This is a genomic window from Nostoc sp. PCC 7524 (genome assembly GCF_000316645.1).
GTDB lineage: Bacteria > Cyanobacteriota > Cyanobacteriia > Cyanobacteriales > Nostocaceae > Trichormus.
In genome coordinates this window covers 3,303,841-3,322,787 of the sequence record NC_019684.1, presented here as the reverse complement: position 1 = coordinate 3,322,787, position 18,947 = coordinate 3,303,841, and the positions used below count along the sequence as shown (strand labels likewise).

Below are 18,947 nucleotides of genomic sequence, written 5' to 3'. Positions count from 1 at the left end.
ATAAGAATGTACTTGTATTGATATCTTGCACCAGATGTTCATCCTGCCAAGAAATAAATGAGCCTCGGAATAAATTCCGAGGCGGAATATCGGGTAGGTGCAAAATTTGAGGTTAGATTCTCATTCGTAATCAATTAATTTTTTACAAGATAACGGTAATGGAGAATACTGAATATTGTTGCATTGGTACAACCCAGTGTAAGCGATCGCCTCTTCATTCCCTTAAACTGCTATTCTGGCCACAATAGTAATTAAACTTACCCACCCAGGCTTTAAATAAAAATCTATGCTTACCCAAGATAAACAACAACGTAACTGGAAACCCATCATCAAAGCATTCGAGGCTGTTCTTGGTACAAACGGGGTAGTGCAACGCCGTGAAGAACTCATCACCTATGAGTGTGATGGTTTAACTAGCTATCGTCAACGTCCGGCTGTGGCGGTGTTACCACGAACTACAGAACAAGTGGCGGCGGTGGTGAAGATATGCAACCAGTATGCTGTACCATTCATCGCACGGGGTTCTGGAACTGGTTTATCTGGCGGCGCTTTACCTTCTGATGACTCAGTTTTAATTGTTACTTCTTTAATGCGGCAAATTCTGAGCGTTGATTTAGATAATCAGCGCATTGTCGTACAACCAGGAGTGATTAATAGCTGGGTAACACAGACAGTTAGTGGTGCTGGATTTTACTACGCTCCTGACCCCTCCAGCCAAATTATCTGCTCGATTGGGGGAAATGTGGCGGAAAACTCTGGCGGAGTGCATTGTTTAAAGTATGGTGTGACAACTAACCACGTTTTGGGTTTAAAAATCGTCACACCTGAAGGGGAAATTGTGGATTTAGGGGGACAAATTCCCGAAACCCCTGGTTATGACTTGACGGGTATCTTTGTCGGCTCAGAAGGTACTTTGGGGATTGCTACAGAAATTACTCTCAGAATTCTCAAGAGCGCAGAATCAATTTGTGTGCTGTTGGCAGACTTTACCACTGTAGAAGCGGCGGGGGAAACTGTTTCTGATATCATCAGTGCGGGGATAATTCCTGGCGGGATGGAAATGATGGATAACATCAGCATTAATGCTGTGGAAGATGTGGTTGCTACTAATTGTTATCCCCGTGATGCTACAGCCATTCTGTTAGTTGAAATTGATGGTTTAGAAATCGAAGTGGCAGAAAATAAAAAGCGTGTCGCTGAAATTTGTAAAAAGAATGGGGCGCGGAATGTTACTTCTGCTAGTGATCCGGAAACTAGATTGAAGCTGTGGAAAGGACGTAAAGCTGCTTTTGCGGCGGCTGGTCATTTAAGCCCAGATTATTATGTGCAGGATGGGGTGATTCCTCGGACGCAGTTACCCTATGTATTACAAGAGATTGAGGCATTAAGTCAAAAATTTGGTTATCAAATCGCCAATGTATTTCATGCTGGTGACGGCAATTTACATCCACTAATTCTGTTTGATAATGCCGTTCCTGGTGCATTAGAAAAAGTGGAAGAATTGGGCGGTGAAATTCTCAAACTTTGTGTCAGAGTTGGCGGTAGTATTTCTGGAGAACATGGTATAGGCGCTGATAAAAAGTGCTATATGCCCGATATGTTCAGCACTGCTGATTTAGAAACGATGCAGTGGGTAAGACAAGTATTTAATCCCCAAGGGTTAGCTAATCCGGGCAAGATATTTCCTACGCCGCGCACTTGTGGGGAGGCGGCAAATCAAAACAGCAATCAGCAGTTTGCAGGAGTGGAGAGGTTTTAAGACAGTTTGTAGTGTACCCCTCCGGGGAAGCAAGCTACGCGCAGCGTCTCGTTGGCGCAGCCTCTCGTAGAGAAGAGAGGAGTTTAGTCCTTTGGAGATTTAAGAATAAGGGCTGAAGCCTTTACTACGAACAAAGTTCACTGTTAACTATCCTATAACTAAATTCAAGCCAAGATATAAAGTGATAGGTTTTGCTTTATATCTTGGTATGTTTTTATGATATTTCTACATTACCCAGAAAAATAATGATTTATTCTGTATCAATAACAATCTCTACCCAACAAAGTCAAAACAACAAATGAATCGGTTGGCTAAACTTTGCTTGTTTTATTTATTTTGTGTGCAATTAGTATTGTGCTTAACAATATTCTCTAACCCTTCACTCTCAGATTATCAACAAAAAAATAGCCTACCTACTACAACCGAAATCCGGGGAGTGTGGCTAACTAATGTTGCTAGTGGTGTACTATTTGTCCCTTGGGGGATTGACAGGGCTATCAAGCAATTATCAGCACTCAATTTTAATACCATTTATCCTGTAGTTTGGAACCGAGGATATACTTTCTACAAAAGTGATACAGCCAAATTATTTACAGGTAGTGATGTTCAGCCCTTGGTAAATGTTGTGCATGGTGGTCAGGATATTTTAAGGAAGTTATTACAACTAGCTAAACCCCAAGGTTTAACTGTCATTCCCTGGTTTGAATATGGTTTTATGGCACCACCTGATTCAGAATTAGCTAGGCGTTATCCTGACTGGTTGACAACTGGTCAACAAGGTGCAAAAACTATTAGTGAAATGCTGCCTGAAGAAATTAATAATAATCCTACCAATAAGTTAGTCTGGCTGAATCCATTGCATCCTGAAGTGCAAGAGTTTATTTTGTCTCTAATTGTAGAAGTTGTGAGCAATTATGATGTAGATGGCATTCAAGTTGATGATCATTTTGGTATGCCAGTACAGTTTGGTTATGACCCCTTTACTATTGAAATTTATCAAAAAGAGCATCAGGGAAAAATCCCTCCTAATGACCCATTTGACCCGGAATGGATGAAATGGCGTGCCAATAAAATAACTGGGTTTATGGCAAAAATATATAGAGTTGTGAAAGGGATAAAACCTAATATCAAAATATCTGTGTCTCCAACCTCACAAGCTTTTGCCTATAGAAACTACCTGCAAGATTGGGAGAATTGGGTGAAAAAGGGTTTAGTAGATGAGTTGATTTTGCAGGTCTATACTAATAGCAAAAGTAGTTTTATTGCGGAATTGGAAAAACCATCAGTGAAATTTGCTCGGACTAAAATACCTGTGGCAATTGGGATTACTACAGGGACTTTACGCAGTCCTGTGCAGATTACACAGGTTCAAGAACAAGTCGAAGCTGTGCGCGATCGCTCTTTTTTTGGTATGTCATTTTTTTACTGGGAAAGTTTGTGGGGTTACATCACACCAGAATCACCACAAGAACGTCGCACGGTTTTTGGTGAGTTATTTGCAGCTAAGGCTAAAAGGCCATTGACAATAGTCAGGGGGACTGGGGATAGGTGACAGGTGACAGGTGACAGGTGACAGGAACTTAGAGATATTCACCAATTCTTATCAACTATATCCATCCCAGGCTACGGGGAAGGTGTAGTCTGAAAATAGGGAAAAATTGGGTGTTTCGGTGCGGGTTTCGTCATCTAATACTTTGACTACTTTGTTATAGATGTCTTCTGCTTGTTGGGGTGAATCACCAATGCTGGTTAATCCTAATTTGCCAAACTGGGACAGACAACCCATAAGATGAAATACTGTGCCGGTTTCTGTACAGCTATCGAAGTGTAATTTGTGATGGGCGATAATGTCCATTAGGTCATTTGGTAATAATCCTCGATAGCGGTCTTTTTGCAGGTTGTCTGTAGCAATGTAGTATTTGGGGCGACCTTGTTGACTATAAAATAACCCTGTAGACAAGTCATAACGACCGTTAGTTAATAATTTTAAGGTCATGAAGGGATGGGTAGTGCCGCCTTTACGGAGGTTAATTTCAATGGCTTGAATGTCCCATTCCCCGTTACCTTGATCAACGGTAACAAAATCTACACCAAATCTTTCTAATGCACCTTTTTCTGCTAGTTTTCTGCCAACTTTTAACCCCAAATTCTGTAATTGTAAGCGGTAGGTTTCATCTCCAGGGAATCGACAGCCGAGGTAAATTTGTCCATCGGGGCCACCGAGGATTTGATCATGGGTAGAGAGAATTTCAACTTCGCCTGTGGGGGTGATGCGTCCTTGAACGCTAGGCGATCGCTTGATTTCTCCTTCGACAAATGCTTCCACAATTGCCCCTAATTCGGCAATTCTGCCGGCAAAATTTAGCCAGTTTTCTTGTTTGGCTTGAAAGCGCATAGTAGAGAAGCGATCGCTAATTGCTGCTAATCTTTGTTCATGAGTAGCTTGTCCTGGTGCTAGGTGCATAATAGGACGCAAATCTAGCAGTGCATTTCCTTCGCCAGAAATACCTTCATTTAACTTGACTACCATACGCTGTAATGTCGGTTGGCGTTCCCATAAATCACCAGCTGCTATAGCTAAATCTTGAGTATTCCAGACTAATCCACTTCCATCTGGATGGGGAACTCCGCTTTCTGCAAAGATTTGTCGGCTACCACTTTTTGTCCCCCAAATTTGTAATTCTGGTGCAGCCGCATACAATGGCACATTTAATTTTAAAGACAATTCTGCTTCTAAATTGGTGGAGTTGTAGCAAACTATCAATGATTTTTCTAGTCTGATGGCTTGGCGAATTCTCTCAATTAATCTGGGACGTTCTAAAATTTTTTGACTTAGGGGTTTAGGTGAAGAATCATAAGTTGAAAGTAAAAGTAAGCGATTGCGAGCGTGAGAAAAGGGGATGCCAGGTAATAATTGTAGATAGTAATCAATAATGCTGGGATGTAATGGCATTGATGTGACATAAATTAACCTTGTGCGGGGATTTCTTAACCGCATCAAGGCAAAAAGTAATCTTTCTTCATAATGTTCAAAACCTTCCACCTTTTGGATCTCACGCTGGTCAATACTGAGGGAAGGAATGACGATAATATCTGCCTCTCCAGTGTCAAATAGCTCGATAGTTTTCCAGCGATCGCGCAAAGTTAATTGCAGACTATGAAACTGATCAACTGGTTCTAATGCTGCAACATTTAAAGTCACCATACTCCTACCCTGTCATGATCCCCAACATGGCTTACTACTCTGGTATATCTCAAAGCAACAACCTAAACCTTAATACGCAACACTTCTTTGAATGAGCTAATAAAAGCAGAGGGGTGAAAATCGTGGTGTATTGTTATGTTTTCTAAATTACACAACTCTACATGATGCCATCATGCACAAAAATTAATAATAAATACAAAAATATAGTTAATTCGCCAATATACAACTGACTGAGGTTTTATAGTTTAGCAAATTTGGGAAATTTAACGATGAAAGTAGTTTGACAGGCAGCACTTTCTACATGAATTGAACCACCTAAATGTCTGACCATTTTTTTGACTAATGCCATTTCTAAACCAGTACCACTATATTTCCAAGGATCATTTTTGCAAATGTGGTAAAACGGCTCGAAAATGCGCGATCGCTCATGGCTAGGAATTTCTAACCCAGAATTACTGATGCTGATTTGTAGTGCCTCTACTGTCGTCTGAGCAGAAACTGTAATTGTCTCCCCAGGTGGAGTGTACTTGCACGTATAGCTTAAAAGTTCGGTGAGAATTCGCTCTAGCTCTATGATATCTGTTGCTAAAGGTGGCAGTGCGGTTTCTATATTCAGGTTTAATGTTTGCCCTTGACAACTGCTCAAATCAGAAAAAGATTCTACGATGGGGGGAAGCCAAGTTTGCAAGTCGATAGTGATTAAAGTTGGGGTTTCTGGTTCTGCTTCCAAATGGATAAGTGTCAGTAAATCGTGAATTAGTTTGCTTTCTCTGCCACATTCATGATGTAGGATTTGCAAAAGTTGCGGTACTACTTCATCTAATGTGCCATCAGGTAACAGCAGACTTTCCAGAGTTTGAGCCGCCAAACTAATACTTGTAATCGGTGTTCGCAGTTCATGGGAAAGGTTTTTGAGAAATTGTTTAGTGTGGCGTTCTTTTTCTTCTAATTTTTTAATCGTGGCTTGTCTGGTGGCGTGTAACCTTGTTTGTCGCATCGCGATCGCGCATTCGTTGGCTAAAGTTTGCACCAGACTAATTTCCAGTTCATTAAACATCTGTTGTATCGGTCTGATCAGCCAAAGATTACCCAGCATTCCTTGCTCATCAAAAATCGGACAAGCTAACTGAGTAATTACCAGTAACTTGGGATGCCATCCTGGTACAATTTCCACTGATTGAAAGTGTTGTTTTTGCAATAACGGCTGATAAATTTCGCTCAATTCTGGCGGTTTTCTAGTCAATCCCTGGTAGATAGAATGTTCAAATGCGTACTCGTAAACAACTATAACTTCCGTGCAATCAGGATTATAGATTTCGATATAGCAAGATTCTAGTTGCAGTAAATTTGCTAACTCCTGAGTTACATCTACTAAGATTTGAGTTTCATCTTTAGTATCACGAATTTTTTCAGTCATCCGTCGTACTAAGTCTTGAAACTTCTGAATCTGCCGTAATTGGGCTTGATGTTCTTTTTTTTGGGACTCTAGTTGATTTTTCAGTTGTTTGAGTTGGTTTTGAAGTTCTGATTGTTGTACAGCAATCCCCAGTTGGGTTGCAAGTTGCTCAAGTAAGTCAATTTCTATTTGTTGCCATTGGTGGGGTTCATAGCAATACTGAGCAATTAACAGTCCCCAAATGTTTTGTCGTAGCAAGATTGGTGTGACTAAATGCGCCCTCGCTGGCAAGGCTGCCAAAAATTTTTGCTGACAAGAATTGACCCCATTAGCGTAAATATCTGGCACAATTTGCAGACAACATCGCCCTGAGTGTTCGGGATGTTGCACACCCAAGCAAGGATCTCGGAAGTTCTTGCCTAATAGTGACAGTTCAGGACTGACTATAGCTTCGGTCATAACTACCCCATCTGTGCTAGTCTGCATCTGATAAATGAGGATGCGATCGCAATTTAAACACTGACGCAAATCTTTAGCAGTCTGATGGAGAATTACACCTAAATCTAAAGATTCATGAATTTTTTGACTTAGTGTTGCCAACACTTGATCTCGTTCTGCTTGAATTTCCTGCGCGTGGGCTACCTGTTTAGCCGGAGTAATATTGCTACTTGTACCAATTAACCGATAAATTCGAGAATTAGCATCCCTGAGTGGTGTCAAAGTTGTACTCCACCAAGTAGGGACACCCTGGAATTGTAAACACTGTTCGTAAGAAATAGTATTGCCCAAACGCACACATTCTGCATAGTGCTGACGCACCTTAGCAGCATCAACTGCATTGAGAATATCCTCTGGTTTTTTGCCCCGTAAATCCTCTGTGCGGATGCCTACCCATCGCTCATGGGTGGGATTGAGTGCCACATAACAAAAATCACCATCTTCGAGAACATCCACCACGAATATAGATGTCTGCACAGAGTCGTACATACTCAGTAGCAGCTGTTTGCCACTACTTTGTTCGTCTACTGCTGTGCCGAACAGAATATGAGAATGAGATTCTGCCTTCAACTTGATGGTTGAGTCTACTGAATTGATATTCATGCGAGAGTCCCTGTTTGGTATTACTGACTCTTTGAGGCGCTTTATCTCGGAATTTCGCTGGTAGAAATGCTTTTAGCGCCTAAAGTGAATGATTGTGAGTTTTTGCTGACGATATTGACCCCTTTCTTTAATTCTTACCAGAAATCTCAGAAAGTGAATAGCAATAAGCTTAACAAATCCTGCCATTTGAAGGTTAAAAAGTATTTGCAGGGTAGTGTAATTCTACGGAAATTTATTATTAAGCTTTTATTAAGATTTTTGCATATACTTAACGAAATGAAAATTCTAAATTGATTTTGTTACATTTCTTAAGGAGGGGTTGGGGATTGGGGACTGGGAGAAAAGGGGGAAATCCTCGCTCCTGCCCTAATTCATCTTTTTGCAATACCCAATTCCTAGACTAATGACTTCTACTTACCATGTTGCTTAACGCCGCGCTACCGCTAACAGCACTGTAACTAGCAACTTGGTTTAAGTAATCGATAAGCATTGATACCTGTGAGGATGGCAACCACAAACCAAGTTACGGCTAACCCTGCAATTTCGGCTAAAAATAACTGTGTTAGCTGATGTAAAATCATGCCCACAACAGAACCAATGGGTACGGCTATAGCCCAACTGACAGCACTAGCTAATATCCATTGCCAAGCCCAAGATGCTGGCTGACGAATTGCTAACCATTGCGCTATGCCAATACTTAAGCCCCCAACTGCGCCATAAATCACCCCAAAGTAGAACCGGAGGTAAAGTACCTTGGCATCTGGGACAATCCAACCGACTGCACCCAAGCCCATAGCTGTAATTAACACCCAAGCTGCTACAGTTAAGACAATCCACTTACCAGCGAAGATAGTTGGCTTGAGGATGAGGCTTTGAGGTAGTGCGATCGCTAATCCTCCCACAGCCGCCTGTGCTACACCAATATCTGGACGTTCACCAATTTCAATCCAGAACAAACTCCCCAAAAAACCGCCAAAAGTTGCAACAGTCCACAGTGAGACAAATTTTAATGGTGTTTTGGCAGCAATTCTTGGCATCAAAATTGATTTATACAGTACAGCAGACACTCACTATATCAGTTTGAACCACACAGACACAGAAAAATCACAGGAAGTATCCCCAGTTCCCAGTTCCCAGTCCCCAGTCCCTATTCCCTATTCCCCAATCCCAAATAGACGCTAAAATCAAGTCAGCCTTTGTAATGTAGCGGTTGTGTCCCACATCAGCAAAAGTGCGGTTCACTGCATCAATCCTGATTGTCAACGTCCCTATCCCCAACCTTGGGGTAACAAGTTTTGTAACAGCTGTGGCGCGGTGCTACAGCTGTTAGATCGTTATGTGCCGATCCAACCCTTGGGTTCGGGGGGATTCGCCCAAATATACACAGTTTGGGATGAAAGGACACAATCCGAAAAAGTGCTGAAGGTGTTGGTAGAAGATTCCCCCAAGGCGTTGGAATTATTCACCCAAGAAGCAGCAGTTTTAGTAAGTTTGCGGCATCCAGGGGTGCCAAAAGTCGAAGCTGATGGGCATTTTCAGGTAAATGTATCTAATCCTAAGCCGCGTCAGCTAGCTTGTTTGGTAATGGAAAAAATCAACGGGCCGACTCTGGCGGAAATTTTAGAAAAATATCCTCAAGGATGCCCAGAGGAATTGATCCTAAACTGGCTGATCCAAGCCCTAAAAATTTTACAGGAATTGCATAAGCGTCAAATTATTCACCGCGATATCAAGCCCTCAAATTTGATGTTGCGGACTCCAATATCAACGGCGCTTCCCTCTCAAGGTGGAACTGGCTGGGAACAATTGGTGTTGATTGACTTTGGTGGGGCAAAACAAGTCAAAACGGCAAGGCTACGTCAAGAGTCTAGTTCTACGAGGTTATTTTCTTCTGGTTACAGTCCACCAGAACAGGTAAGTGGGGGAAACGTAGGGCCAGAGGCTGATTTTTATGCCCTTGGTCGGACTATGATTGAATTACTGACAGGCAAGTATCCCTTAGAATTGGAAGATCCCGATACAGGGGCTTTGCAGTGGCGTAACCGGGTGAATGTGCATCCCCAGTTGGCAGATTTATTAGATGAGATGGTGCAGGAGGATGTGCGATCGCGTCCCGCCAATGCTGCAATTATTCAAAAAAGATTAACCAAAATTACTCAACCATCATCACGATCAAACGTTTTTCAGCAAGCTTTAACTCAAGTTAATCATCAATGGCAAAGCTTATTGCAAGCAACAGAGCAAGCTTTAGGCAACTTTGGTAAGACAGTCCGCAAAATAGTTTTGTGGATAGTTAAAACCATATTCCAAATCATCAAAGCTTGTTTCTCAACAATTTGGGCAATGTTTATCACTGGTTTGGGTGCTGGCGCAGGTACAATCACCGGATTTATTTTGGCCTATCACACCAGTTTAGGCGATCGCTTGGTCGAATTTATCTTGACTCAGCTACCCGAATTGGCTGCTAACTCGCCACCTAAATTTGGCGCAGAAAGTTTAGTATTTGCTGTTGCAGGCGTAGGGACAGCCTGGGGCATCACTGCTGCCGGGTGTTTTGGGCAACGGCGACGGTTTTTAGTAGCATCGTTGATGGGTACAATCAGCTATGTATTCGGCTGGTTATTGTGGCAAGTGATCACATTAACAGGCGATCGCTCTGAAAGTTTAGTAGGAGCAACAGCTATTGCTGTTTTTTTATTGGCGCTTAGTATTGGTTTTCGTAGTCATCATATCGTTTATGCCGTAGTTGGGTCTTTTGGTGCAGCAATGGGCTGTGCAGCATTGCTACTTTTAGGTTTTCCTGCCAACATCCTACAATTTCCTGATCGTCCTCTCTGGTCAGAATTATCCCTACCAGTTGCCTTTTTCAGCTCCATCGGCATATTTACCAACTTTTGGTTCGGAGTCAGCTACTATCTCATTGTTCCTGGATTGCGGTGGCTGGGTTGGCGCTAAGTTTGGCATTGGGCATTAGAAGTAAATCTTCCTTGTCTCCCTTTTCTCCCGTCCCCCTATCACCAAAATCCAAAAATTAATACCCCCTGATGGTATTTCTTTTGCCAATCAGGGGGTTTCTATAGGTGGTAGACTATAATTTGTTCTGTATAGTTGGTTACGATTCGATTCTAAAACCTAAAATCATAATTGACCACTATAATAAGCAGAATTTATACTATTTTAACAGGTTCTTCATTACAGCTTCATTCGCGTTATTTACTGACAAAAACTTGTTCCAGGTGTGTGACAATAAAATAAATTATAACTTGTCATCCCCAATAATACTTAAAATTATGAAATTGCCATTAATTGCTACTATATCTCTGTTAGCTGCGTGTGGGTTAACACAATCGGCTTTTGCCTTCAATCAACAAGACCTAGAGCAGTTGAAAGCATCTGGTATGTGTCCTCGATGTGATTTAAGTGGCGCAAATTTATCTGCAATGAATTTAGCAGGAGCAAATTTGCGACAGGCGAATTTGAAAGGTGCAACCTTATCTCAAGCGAATCTGGCTAACGCCGATCTAACGTCTGCCAATCTAGAAGGTGCCGTCTTAGATGCTGCTAATCTTTCTGGCGCTTCTTTAATAGGTGCGAATTTACAACTGGCATCGCTGGTAAAGGCTGACTTATCTTACGCCGGTTTGATTGGTGCTAATTTGGCCGCCGCCAACTTAAAGGAAACTAATTTAAACTACACTAACTTCCGGGGCGCAAACTTCCAACTCACAACCCTCAGTAATGGTATTGTCACCTACGATAAACCTCATTTTTGGTCATTACAAGAAGGCATAAATCGTAACCGTAAATGATAGGTGTATTGTATAACTGGTGAGTTTTATGACTTACGCAATCGATACAATAAAACAAAAGTACAGATAGTTAATAGTTATGAGTTTTGCTTTGAACTATGGACTATTGACTATGGACTAGCAATTATGATTAAAATCCTCCATCTCTCTGACATCCACATGGGAAGCGGTTTTTCCCACGGTAGAATTAATCCAGTGACAGGTTTAAATACGCGACTGGAGGATTTTGTTCAGACTTTATCGTTGTGTATTGATCGGGCATTAAATGATGCAGTAGATTTAGTTTTATTTGGTGGTGATGCTTTTCCTGATGCCACACCGCCGCCCTATGTGCAGGAAGCTTTTGCTGGCCAATTCCGCCGATTGGTAGATGCTAATATTCCGACGGTGTTGTTAGTGGGAAATCATGATCAGCATTCCCAAGGGTTGGGAGGCGCGAGTTTAAACATTTACCGCACCTTGGGAGTACCAGGTTTTGTAGTCGGTGATAAGTTAACAACTCACCACATCCAAACCCCCAACGGTAAAGTACAAGTGATTACCTTACCTTGGCTGACTCGTTCCACGCTGATGACTCGCCAAGAAACAGAAAATTTATCTTTGGCGGAAGTCAATCAATTATTAACAGAACGCTTGCAAGTTGTTATCGAAGGGGAAATTCGGCGGCTTGATCCTGATGTCCCCACTGTACTTTTAGCTCACTTGATGGCGGATAATGCTACGTTGGGGGCTGAACGCTTTTTGGCTGTGGGGAAAGGTTTTACTCTCCCCTTGTCTTTGTTGACTCGTCCTTGCTTTGATTATGTGGCTTTAGGACACGTCCACCGCCATCAAAACTTGAATAAATCCAATAACCCACCAGTGATTTATCCGGGGAGTATTGAACGAGTAGATTTCAGTGAGGAAAAAGAAGATAAAGGTTATGTGATGGTGGAATTGGAACGGGGGAGTGTGAACTGGGAATTTTGTCCTTTACCAGTTCGTACTTTCCGCACATTAGAAGTGGATGTGTCGAAAGCAGAAGAACCCCAAGGTGTTTTAATAAAAGCGATCGCTAAACATGATCTGCAAGATGCAGTAGTACGGCTAATTTACAAACTCCGTTCTGAACAAATCGATTTGATTGATAACGCTGCTCTCCATTCTGCCCTCAGTTCTGCTCATACTTACACCATTCAAGCAGAATTAGTCAGTCAGTTAGCTCGTCCCCGCATTCCTGAGTTGAGTGCTAGTAGTAGCATAGACCCAATGGAAGCATTAAAAACATACTTGCACAATCGAGAAGACCTCAAAGATATAGCTGGGTCCATGTTAGAAGCAGCACAACAATTATTAGCTGATGATGCGGAAATTTGGCTGGAAGTAAGCACTGGGGATAGATAGGGTATAGGAGACATCGAAGTGCTTTGGTCAATGAGCGAATCTATAACTTCTATCAGAAGCAAGAATAAATATATAGAGGTTCCCACTTAAGTGAGGTACAAATAATATTTTGAAACGCAGAGGGGCGCGGAGTAAAGCGCAGAGTTACGCAGAGATTTGTACCTCGGCAGACTAGGAAACGCTATATGCGTCAAAAGTTGTATGTTTGCAAATAAAAATTAGCATTTAATATAATTGCATACACATATTTTTCCAACAATAGCAATTACTGCATTCTGGAATATTTCTGTTAATAACTTAATCAAAATTATTCTATAAATTCTATCTAAGGATGGTAATAAACAACAAAATCATTATGCAATATTAAAACTTATTACTTGCAAGTAAAAATAATAGCTGGCTACGTAAAAAATTAAGCTTAAAAAATAAAAACAGTGATTAACTGCAAATAGATAAATAAATCATCAAAGACTGTAGAAATTTGCTGTAAATCATTGCGTTGACTACACCTACTGTAGGTATCGCTCAAGGAGAGAAAAATATGCCACGACCAATACATAGTTCAGTCATAGTGATTACAGGTGCCTCAAGCGGCATCGGTCGAGCTACAGCCCTGGAGTTTGCCAAACAACGGGCAACATTAATCCTAGCAGCAAGGCGCGAAAGTGCTTTACAGGAAGTTGCCCAAGAGTGCGAACATCTAGGTGCAACGGCTGTAGCAGTACGAACAAATGTGTCATTTGAATCTGATGTGGAAGCCCTAGCACGCCGTGCCATTGAATCCTTTGGACGCTTGGATGTGTGGGTGAACAATGCCGCCGTCAGCTTATTTGCGCGGTTTGAAGATGCACCGATGGAAGCTTTTCGGCGGGTAATTGAGACTAATTTATTTGGATACATTTACGGTGCGCGTGCTGCCTTACCTCACTTCCGAGAACAAGGTAACGGTAACTTAATTAATGTGTCTTCAGTTGTAGGCGTAACTGGTCAGGCATATACAATTCCCTACACTATCAGCAAGTATGCCATTCGCGGACTCTCTGACTCATTGCGGATGGAATTGTACCTAGATAATGCGCCTGACATTCATGTTTGTACCGTATTGCCTGGTTCTATTGACACACCCATATTTCAGCACGCAGCTAATTACACAGGTCGTCAAACCAAAGCTATGACACCTGTATATCCTGCCAGACAAGTTGCTGAGGCGATCGCAGGGTTAGTAGAAAGACCACAGCGCGAAATTGTAGTTGGTCAAGCCGTTTATTTACAGCTTTTACAAAAAACCTTGGCTCCCGATGTCTTTGAGCGCATGATGGCAACTCAAGTAGATCAAGACCACTTCCAGGATCATAAACCTGCCCCCCAGACTGATGGCAACGTATTCGACCCCATGCAAGATTACACAGGCATCAGTGGTAATTGGTTAGTTCGGGATGGGATGACCAGTCAAGATATCTGGGATATGGCAAGGGATGCAGCGCAAAGAATTGGTTTACCTATGTCTTAGAAGGAAGGGAGTGGGGAGTGGGGGAGGATGAGGGAGTGAGGGGAGACAAGGGAGAATTTCTTCCTAACTCACCAATCCCCAAGCATTCTTTAATTTTGTAGGCGCAAGCCTTCCCTACGGGACGCTACGCGAAGTCGTAGACTATTTTGAATTGATTTGTTCCCAATCCCCACATAGAGGTGCATATGGCAACGAATGATCTAAAAATTGGCTTAGGAGTATTTACTAAATCCACAGAATTAGAACAAGCGATTAGTAACTTAAAAGCAGCTGACTTTCCTGTAGAAAATATTTCAGTAATTGCCAAAGATGGAAAACGCAGGGAACAGGTGGGTGAGGTAAAAGTCAGCGATCGCATTGGCAATCAAGATGTAGATACTACAGGTGCGATCGGAGATACACTGTCAGCAACTACTTGGGGTAGTTTGTTGGTGGGTATCAGCAGTTTAGCATTGCCTGGCGCGTTAGGAGTGATACTAGCAGCAGGTTCTATCGGAGTAGCATTAGTTGCTAGCATGGGAGGTGTGGCAGTGGGAACAGCAGCCCATGAGAATTTAGTCAGGGCGCTGGTTCATTTAGGCATACCCGAAAACAGAGCCAGAATTTATAGCGATCGCCTCCAGCAAAGTTATTATTTGCTTATCCTTAGTAGCACAGAATCAGAAATTCATCGTGTAGAAGACAGCTTACGTCAGCATGGGGTTCAAAACTGGGATATTTATGATTTTCCGCCGCAAAATAACCTGAAAATAGGGGCTAGTGTTAAAATTTAAACATCCTTAATGCTAGGCAACAACTCAAAGCGCGAGTATAAAAGAAAGACAACAAATAAAACTTTCTACTGTAGATTGACAGAGAACTACCATGGCCAATCGCTCCTCGCGCAAGCTAACGCCAAACTCTCCTGGAGACAATCAGCCTATTGTGGGTGTAATTAAAGCTGTTTCCCCTGAAACTCTATCCCGACAGCAAAAGGGAAGTAAGCTGTCTTCAATTATAGCGATCGCGATTTTACTCACGGGTGCTGGGTTAGTTTTCTCTTTTACTTGGTTTGCTCTACTGTTAATCTTCAATCCCCAACAGGTGGTATGGCTGAATAGTGTTTTACCAGACTGGGCGCAAATTCCCCTGAATCACAGTGAACACCCCCAAACTCTCTGGCAAATTCGGGATAGTTTGAGTCACCAGAAAAAAATTGTTGGCGATACTATGGCGTTAGATGCTGACGACAATTCTTTTCTGCTGCCGGTGTTGCGTCAACGTCCCAACTGTCAGTCTGACTGTCAAGAAGTTGTAGAACTTAGGGTTTATCAGGTAGAAGACTTATCGTATAAAGCACAGCCTGAAAAGTTCTATCGTTTAACTGATCAAATATCGATAACGGGAGTTGAAGAATCTTTTGCACTTGCTCCCATAACTGATACCACCTCAGAACATCAAGAAGCTAGCAACCTTTTACCCTTAAGTGCGATTCAACGCTTTGAAGGGAAAACCCCAGGTGAGGGAGTATGGTTCTATTTACAAGGTAAGCGTCAACAAGGCACTCATGCGATCGCCTACGGTCACATTCTCTATTACAATCCAGAAAGAGCTAACCTACAACAAATGCTCTCTTGGACAAGTCCCAATGCTCAATTACCTAAATGGCAGCAGGTAACTGGTGATAGTGATCAAGAATTAGTGATTGATCAAACTGTTGGTTTAGAACCACAGTTACAAGTGTATCAAGTCAAAAACGTCAAGCTATTCCTTAAACCTCTGCAACTAGAACCAATTACACTCAAAACAGCAGCCATCAAAGATTATGCTTACCAAAATGCTCTAGTTATTGCCCGTGGTGGCTTGTGGACACCTGCCTTTGAATGGTTGCAATTCATCAGAAAACAGCGCCAAGGCGTAATACCGGCAGCAGCGCAAGCACAAATTGACCTGATTCGGTTACACGCTCAACTCTCTAAAACCCAAGCTGACAAAACTTGGGCAAGTCCTAGTCAACAAGTGCTAGCAGATTTAATTGATGGACGTTGGCAAAAAGCTTTACAAGTATTTGAAGCCTCACCACAAAATGCTCAAGAAATCGCTAACCTCTTAAAATCTGACAAAGGTCGGCTATGGAATCGTGTAACAGCTGCACTCAAAGTTAACCCCTATAGACAAGATGTAAAAACTTGGGGTGCGCTGATCTTAGCAGTCCAACAAGGAGAAGACCGCGCCAATTCTTGGTTAAGGGAGCAACCCAAGACGCAAAGCGCAACTATTGTTAATGTTCAAAATTTACTGAAACAACTTCAGGGTGGGGAGTAGGGAGTGTCTTCTACCTTTCATCCTGCTCCACTCAGGACTTAGCACCAAAAATTTTTGTACCACTATTCCCAACTTTGCCAAAGTAATGGTAAATTGATATACAGATTTTTAGAAAGTCTTTAAAATTATTCTGAGCGATCGCCTAGATTTTTAACCAGCAATTCCCAAATTTGCTGAGTTAAAATCAGTGCTTTAATCAACTCACACTCTCAAGCAGGTGGCGATCGCTAGAAAATTGGTTTACTGCTCTTGAGTAATTGCTAAACGTTGTGCTTTCAGGTTTTGCAATTCTTGTAAGAGAGAATCGACCTCTGCCTGTAAGTTCATTAGTTTGACTTGTTGGTCGCCTTGATAACAAGTCTTAGCTAGTTCGCGCACCCGTATTGCTTGGGAGTCGCGTTCAGAAACTGTAGATAAACAAGTAGTCATAGCTAATTAAATTCCACAACTCAACTCACACCTTTGGTAAATATTATAATAAAGCAACTTTAAGCTTTGTTAAATAATTGTATCCTTTTAATCATTTAGTTTAATAGGTTACGGTGTGTATCATAAGTGATAACGATTTAACTATCTTTGTTCCAGAGAGCCAATTCCTTGCGGGCAGCCAGTACAGAGCAATAATTTTGACAATCTCGCCTGTAGTGACGAATTAAACCGTGATCGCCGATACTCTTGACAAAATCCTGATCTGAGCGAATGAAATAGCCCTGCTCATCCCCCAATCCCCAATCCCCACTTCCTGTAAATAAAATAAAAATTCTCTGTAAAATATCTGTACAAAAAGAGATAATATCTGGAGTGAAAAATATCAAAATGGGAAATGAAGCAGCAAAATAGACCTTCGTTACCCTAACAAATATCAAAATCCTCTGTACTATCTCAACTCAGTTTTAAATCCCGTGACTTTAAGCTTGTCTGTTGCTCAATCTCATCGCCAACCCTGGCCCGGACTGATAGAAGCCTATCGTGAGTATCTACCTGTCAGCGAAACAACGCCGATTGTGACCTTATTAGAAGGTAATACTCCTTTGATTCCGGTGCCAGCGATCGCAGAACGCATCGGTAGACAAGTGCGTGTGTTTGTTAAATACGATGGTCTTAACCCCACTGGTAGCTTCAAAGACCGGGGGATGACTATGGCAATTACCAAGGCCAAAGAAGCAGGCGCAAAAGCTGTAATTTGTGCCAGTACAGGCAACACTTCCGCCGCCGCCGCCGCCTATGCTCGTCGTGGGGGAATGAAAGCTTTTGTGTTGATTCCCGATGGTTATGTGGCGTTGGGTAAATTGGCGCAAGCTTTACTCTACGGTGCAGAAGTCTTGGCAATCAAAGGCAACTTTGACCGCGCTTTAGAAATCGTCCGGGAAATGGCGGAACACTACCCCATTACATTAGTAAATTCCGTCAACCCATATCGTTTAGAAGGTCAAAAAACCGGAGCATTTGAAGTTGTCGATGCTTTGGGTAATGCTCCCGATTGGCTGTGCATCCCGGTGGGGAATGCGGGGAATATCACAGCATACTGGATGGGATTTTGTCAATATCATCAAGCCGGGAAATGCGATCGCCTGCCCCGGATGATGGGATTCCAAGCCGCAGGTGCTGCACCGTTAGTCAATGGTCATCCGGTGACACATCCCGAAACCATCGCCACAGCTATACGTATTGGTAATCCGGCTAGTTGGGATAAAGCGATCGCGGCTCAATCAGCGAGTCAGGGCAAATTCAACGCCGTCACCGACGAAGAAATTTTAGATGCTTATCGCCTGTTAGCTTCATCTGAAGGGATTTTCTGTGAACCTGCTAGTGCGGCTTCTGTTGCTGGGTTGTTACAGGTGAAAGACCAAGTACCCACAGGTGCAACCGTGGTGTGTGTCTTGACTGGTAATGGTTTGAAAGACCCCGATACAGCCATTAAACACAGTCACGCGCAATTTAAACAGGGGATTGCGGCAGAATTAGATGATGTCGCTAAGGCGATGGGATTTTAGGGACAGTTGACAGTTAACAGTTAGTAGATTTTGAGGCGTTGCTGATTAATGGGATGATTTTTGTTTCGCGCAAAGGCGCAAAGACGCAAAGAAGGACGCTATAATCCTGGCTTTTGCAAAAGGTCTGATCGCCTATACCTGATTTTATCTGCAAAATGGTAGAGAGTAGGCGCATCCCATCGCGTACATCACCTTTTATACTTGAAGTTTCAGCCTCAGAACGCGACAGTTGAGCCTTTGATGTTGAACGTTGGGGTTCTGAAGTCAAACGTTGAGCCTTTGAGCTTGAACGTTGAGGTTCTGAGGCTGACGGTTGAGCCTTTAAGGCTGAACGTTGAGGTTCTGAGGTTGAACGTTGAACCTTTGAGGCTGAACGTTGAGGTTCTGAGGTTGAACGTTGAGCCTTTGAGGCTGAAATGAGAATATCGCCAGGGGTGGGATTGCGTCGCTTTGCTGGCAATGACTGTAAATATTTTTGTCTATCTA

15 protein-coding genes are annotated in these 18,947 nt (G+C 42.4%); 9 read left to right on the top strand and 6 right to left on the bottom strand.

What is annotated here, in order from left to right; translation table 11 throughout:
* The first annotated feature begins 286 nt into the window (after positions 1 to 286).
* Positions 287 to 1,759, top strand: a complete 1,473-nt coding sequence (gene glcD / locus NOS7524_RS13320; protein ID WP_015138998.1) for a glycolate oxidase subunit GlcD — start codon at positions 287 to 289, stop codon at positions 1,757 to 1,759.
* A gap of 298 nt (positions 1,760 to 2,057) precedes the next feature.
* Entirely contained in the window at positions 2,058 to 3,311 is a 1,254-nt protein-coding gene (locus NOS7524_RS13315; RefSeq protein ID WP_015138997.1) for a glycoside hydrolase family 10 protein, read from the top strand.
* Between the two features lie 51 nt (positions 3,312 to 3,362).
* Here the strand turns inward: NOS7524_RS13315 and NOS7524_RS13310 are convergent, their stop codons facing one another.
* The 3 genes from NOS7524_RS13310 to NOS7524_RS13295 all read right to left on the bottom strand — a co-directional run bounded on the left by NOS7524_RS13310 (position 3,363) and on the right by NOS7524_RS13295 (position 8,498).
* Complete coding sequence (locus NOS7524_RS13310; protein ID WP_015138996.1) at positions 3,363 to 4,964, bottom strand: peptide ligase PGM1-related protein; 1,602 nt, start codon at positions 4,962 to 4,964, stop codon at positions 3,363 to 3,365.
* Positions 4,965 to 5,202: 238 nt separating this feature from the next.
* The gene (locus tag NOS7524_RS13305) at positions 5,203 to 7,461 is read right to left on the bottom strand and encodes a GAF domain-containing protein (RefSeq protein ID WP_015138995.1); all 2,259 of its coding nucleotides are present in this window, start codon (positions 7,459 to 7,461) and stop codon (positions 5,203 to 5,205) included.
* Between the two features lie 458 nt (positions 7,462 to 7,919).
* Positions 7,920 to 8,498, bottom strand: a complete 579-nt coding sequence (locus NOS7524_RS13295) for a hypothetical protein (RefSeq protein WP_015138994.1) — start codon at positions 8,496 to 8,498, stop codon at positions 7,920 to 7,922.
* Between the two features lie 175 nt (positions 8,499 to 8,673).
* Between NOS7524_RS13295 and NOS7524_RS13290 the strand changes: the two genes are divergently transcribed.
* The 6 genes from NOS7524_RS13290 to NOS7524_RS13265 all read left to right on the top strand — a co-directional run bounded on the left by NOS7524_RS13290 (position 8,674) and on the right by NOS7524_RS13265 (position 16,467).
* Positions 8,674 to 10,416 (top strand): serine/threonine protein kinase, encoded by a 1,743-nt coding sequence (locus NOS7524_RS13290; RefSeq protein ID WP_015138993.1) that lies wholly within the window; start codon positions 8,674 to 8,676, stop codon positions 10,414 to 10,416.
* 335 nt (positions 10,417 to 10,751) lie between these two features.
* Positions 10,752 to 11,270 carry a pentapeptide repeat-containing protein gene (locus NOS7524_RS13285; RefSeq protein WP_015138992.1) on the top strand — a complete coding sequence of 173 codons (519 nt, stop codon included), beginning with the start codon at positions 10,752 to 10,754 and terminating at the stop codon, positions 11,268 to 11,270.
* Between the two features lie 126 nt (positions 11,271 to 11,396).
* Entirely contained in the window at positions 11,397 to 12,653 is a 1,257-nt protein-coding gene (sbcD, locus tag NOS7524_RS13280) for an exonuclease subunit SbcD (protein ID WP_041555309.1), read from the top strand.
* 541 nt (positions 12,654 to 13,194) lie between these two features.
* A complete protein-coding gene (locus NOS7524_RS13275) occupies positions 13,195 to 14,163 on the top strand; it encodes an SDR family oxidoreductase (RefSeq protein ID WP_015138990.1) in 969 nt (322 codons plus the stop codon).
* Positions 14,164 to 14,348: 185 nt separating this feature from the next.
* Positions 14,349 to 14,936 (top strand): general stress protein, encoded by a 588-nt coding sequence (locus tag NOS7524_RS13270; RefSeq protein ID WP_015138989.1) that lies wholly within the window; start codon positions 14,349 to 14,351, stop codon positions 14,934 to 14,936.
* Between the two features lie 91 nt (positions 14,937 to 15,027).
* Positions 15,028 to 16,467, top strand: coding sequence for a hypothetical protein (locus NOS7524_RS13265; protein WP_015138988.1), 1,440 nt, complete (start codon positions 15,028 to 15,030; stop codon positions 16,465 to 16,467).
* 240 nt (positions 16,468 to 16,707) lie between these two features.
* Here NOS7524_RS13265 and NOS7524_RS13260 read toward each other — a convergent pair whose 3' ends face one another.
* A complete protein-coding gene (locus NOS7524_RS13260; protein WP_015138987.1) occupies positions 16,708 to 16,896 on the bottom strand; it encodes a hypothetical protein in 189 nt (62 codons plus the stop codon).
* A 137-nt stretch (positions 16,897 to 17,033) separates the two neighbouring features.
* The gene (locus tag NOS7524_RS13255) at positions 17,034 to 17,282 is read right to left on the bottom strand and encodes a hypothetical protein (RefSeq protein WP_041555308.1); all 249 of its coding nucleotides are present in this window, start codon (positions 17,280 to 17,282) and stop codon (positions 17,034 to 17,036) included.
* Between the two features lie 87 nt (positions 17,283 to 17,369).
* On the opposite strand from NOS7524_RS13255, the gene thrC reads away from it, so the two are divergent.
* Entirely contained in the window at positions 17,370 to 18,461 is a 1,092-nt protein-coding gene (thrC, locus tag NOS7524_RS13250; RefSeq protein WP_015138986.1) for a threonine synthase, read from the top strand.
* A 13-nt stretch (positions 18,462 to 18,474) separates the two neighbouring features.
* On the opposite strand, the gene NOS7524_RS30450 is transcribed toward thrC, so the two are convergent.
* Positions 18,475 to 18,921: a hypothetical protein gene (locus NOS7524_RS30450; protein ID WP_041555307.1), complete on the bottom strand. Its 447-nt coding sequence runs from the start codon at positions 18,919 to 18,921 to the stop codon at positions 18,475 to 18,477.
* Positions 18,922 to 18,947 lie beyond the last annotated feature (26 nt).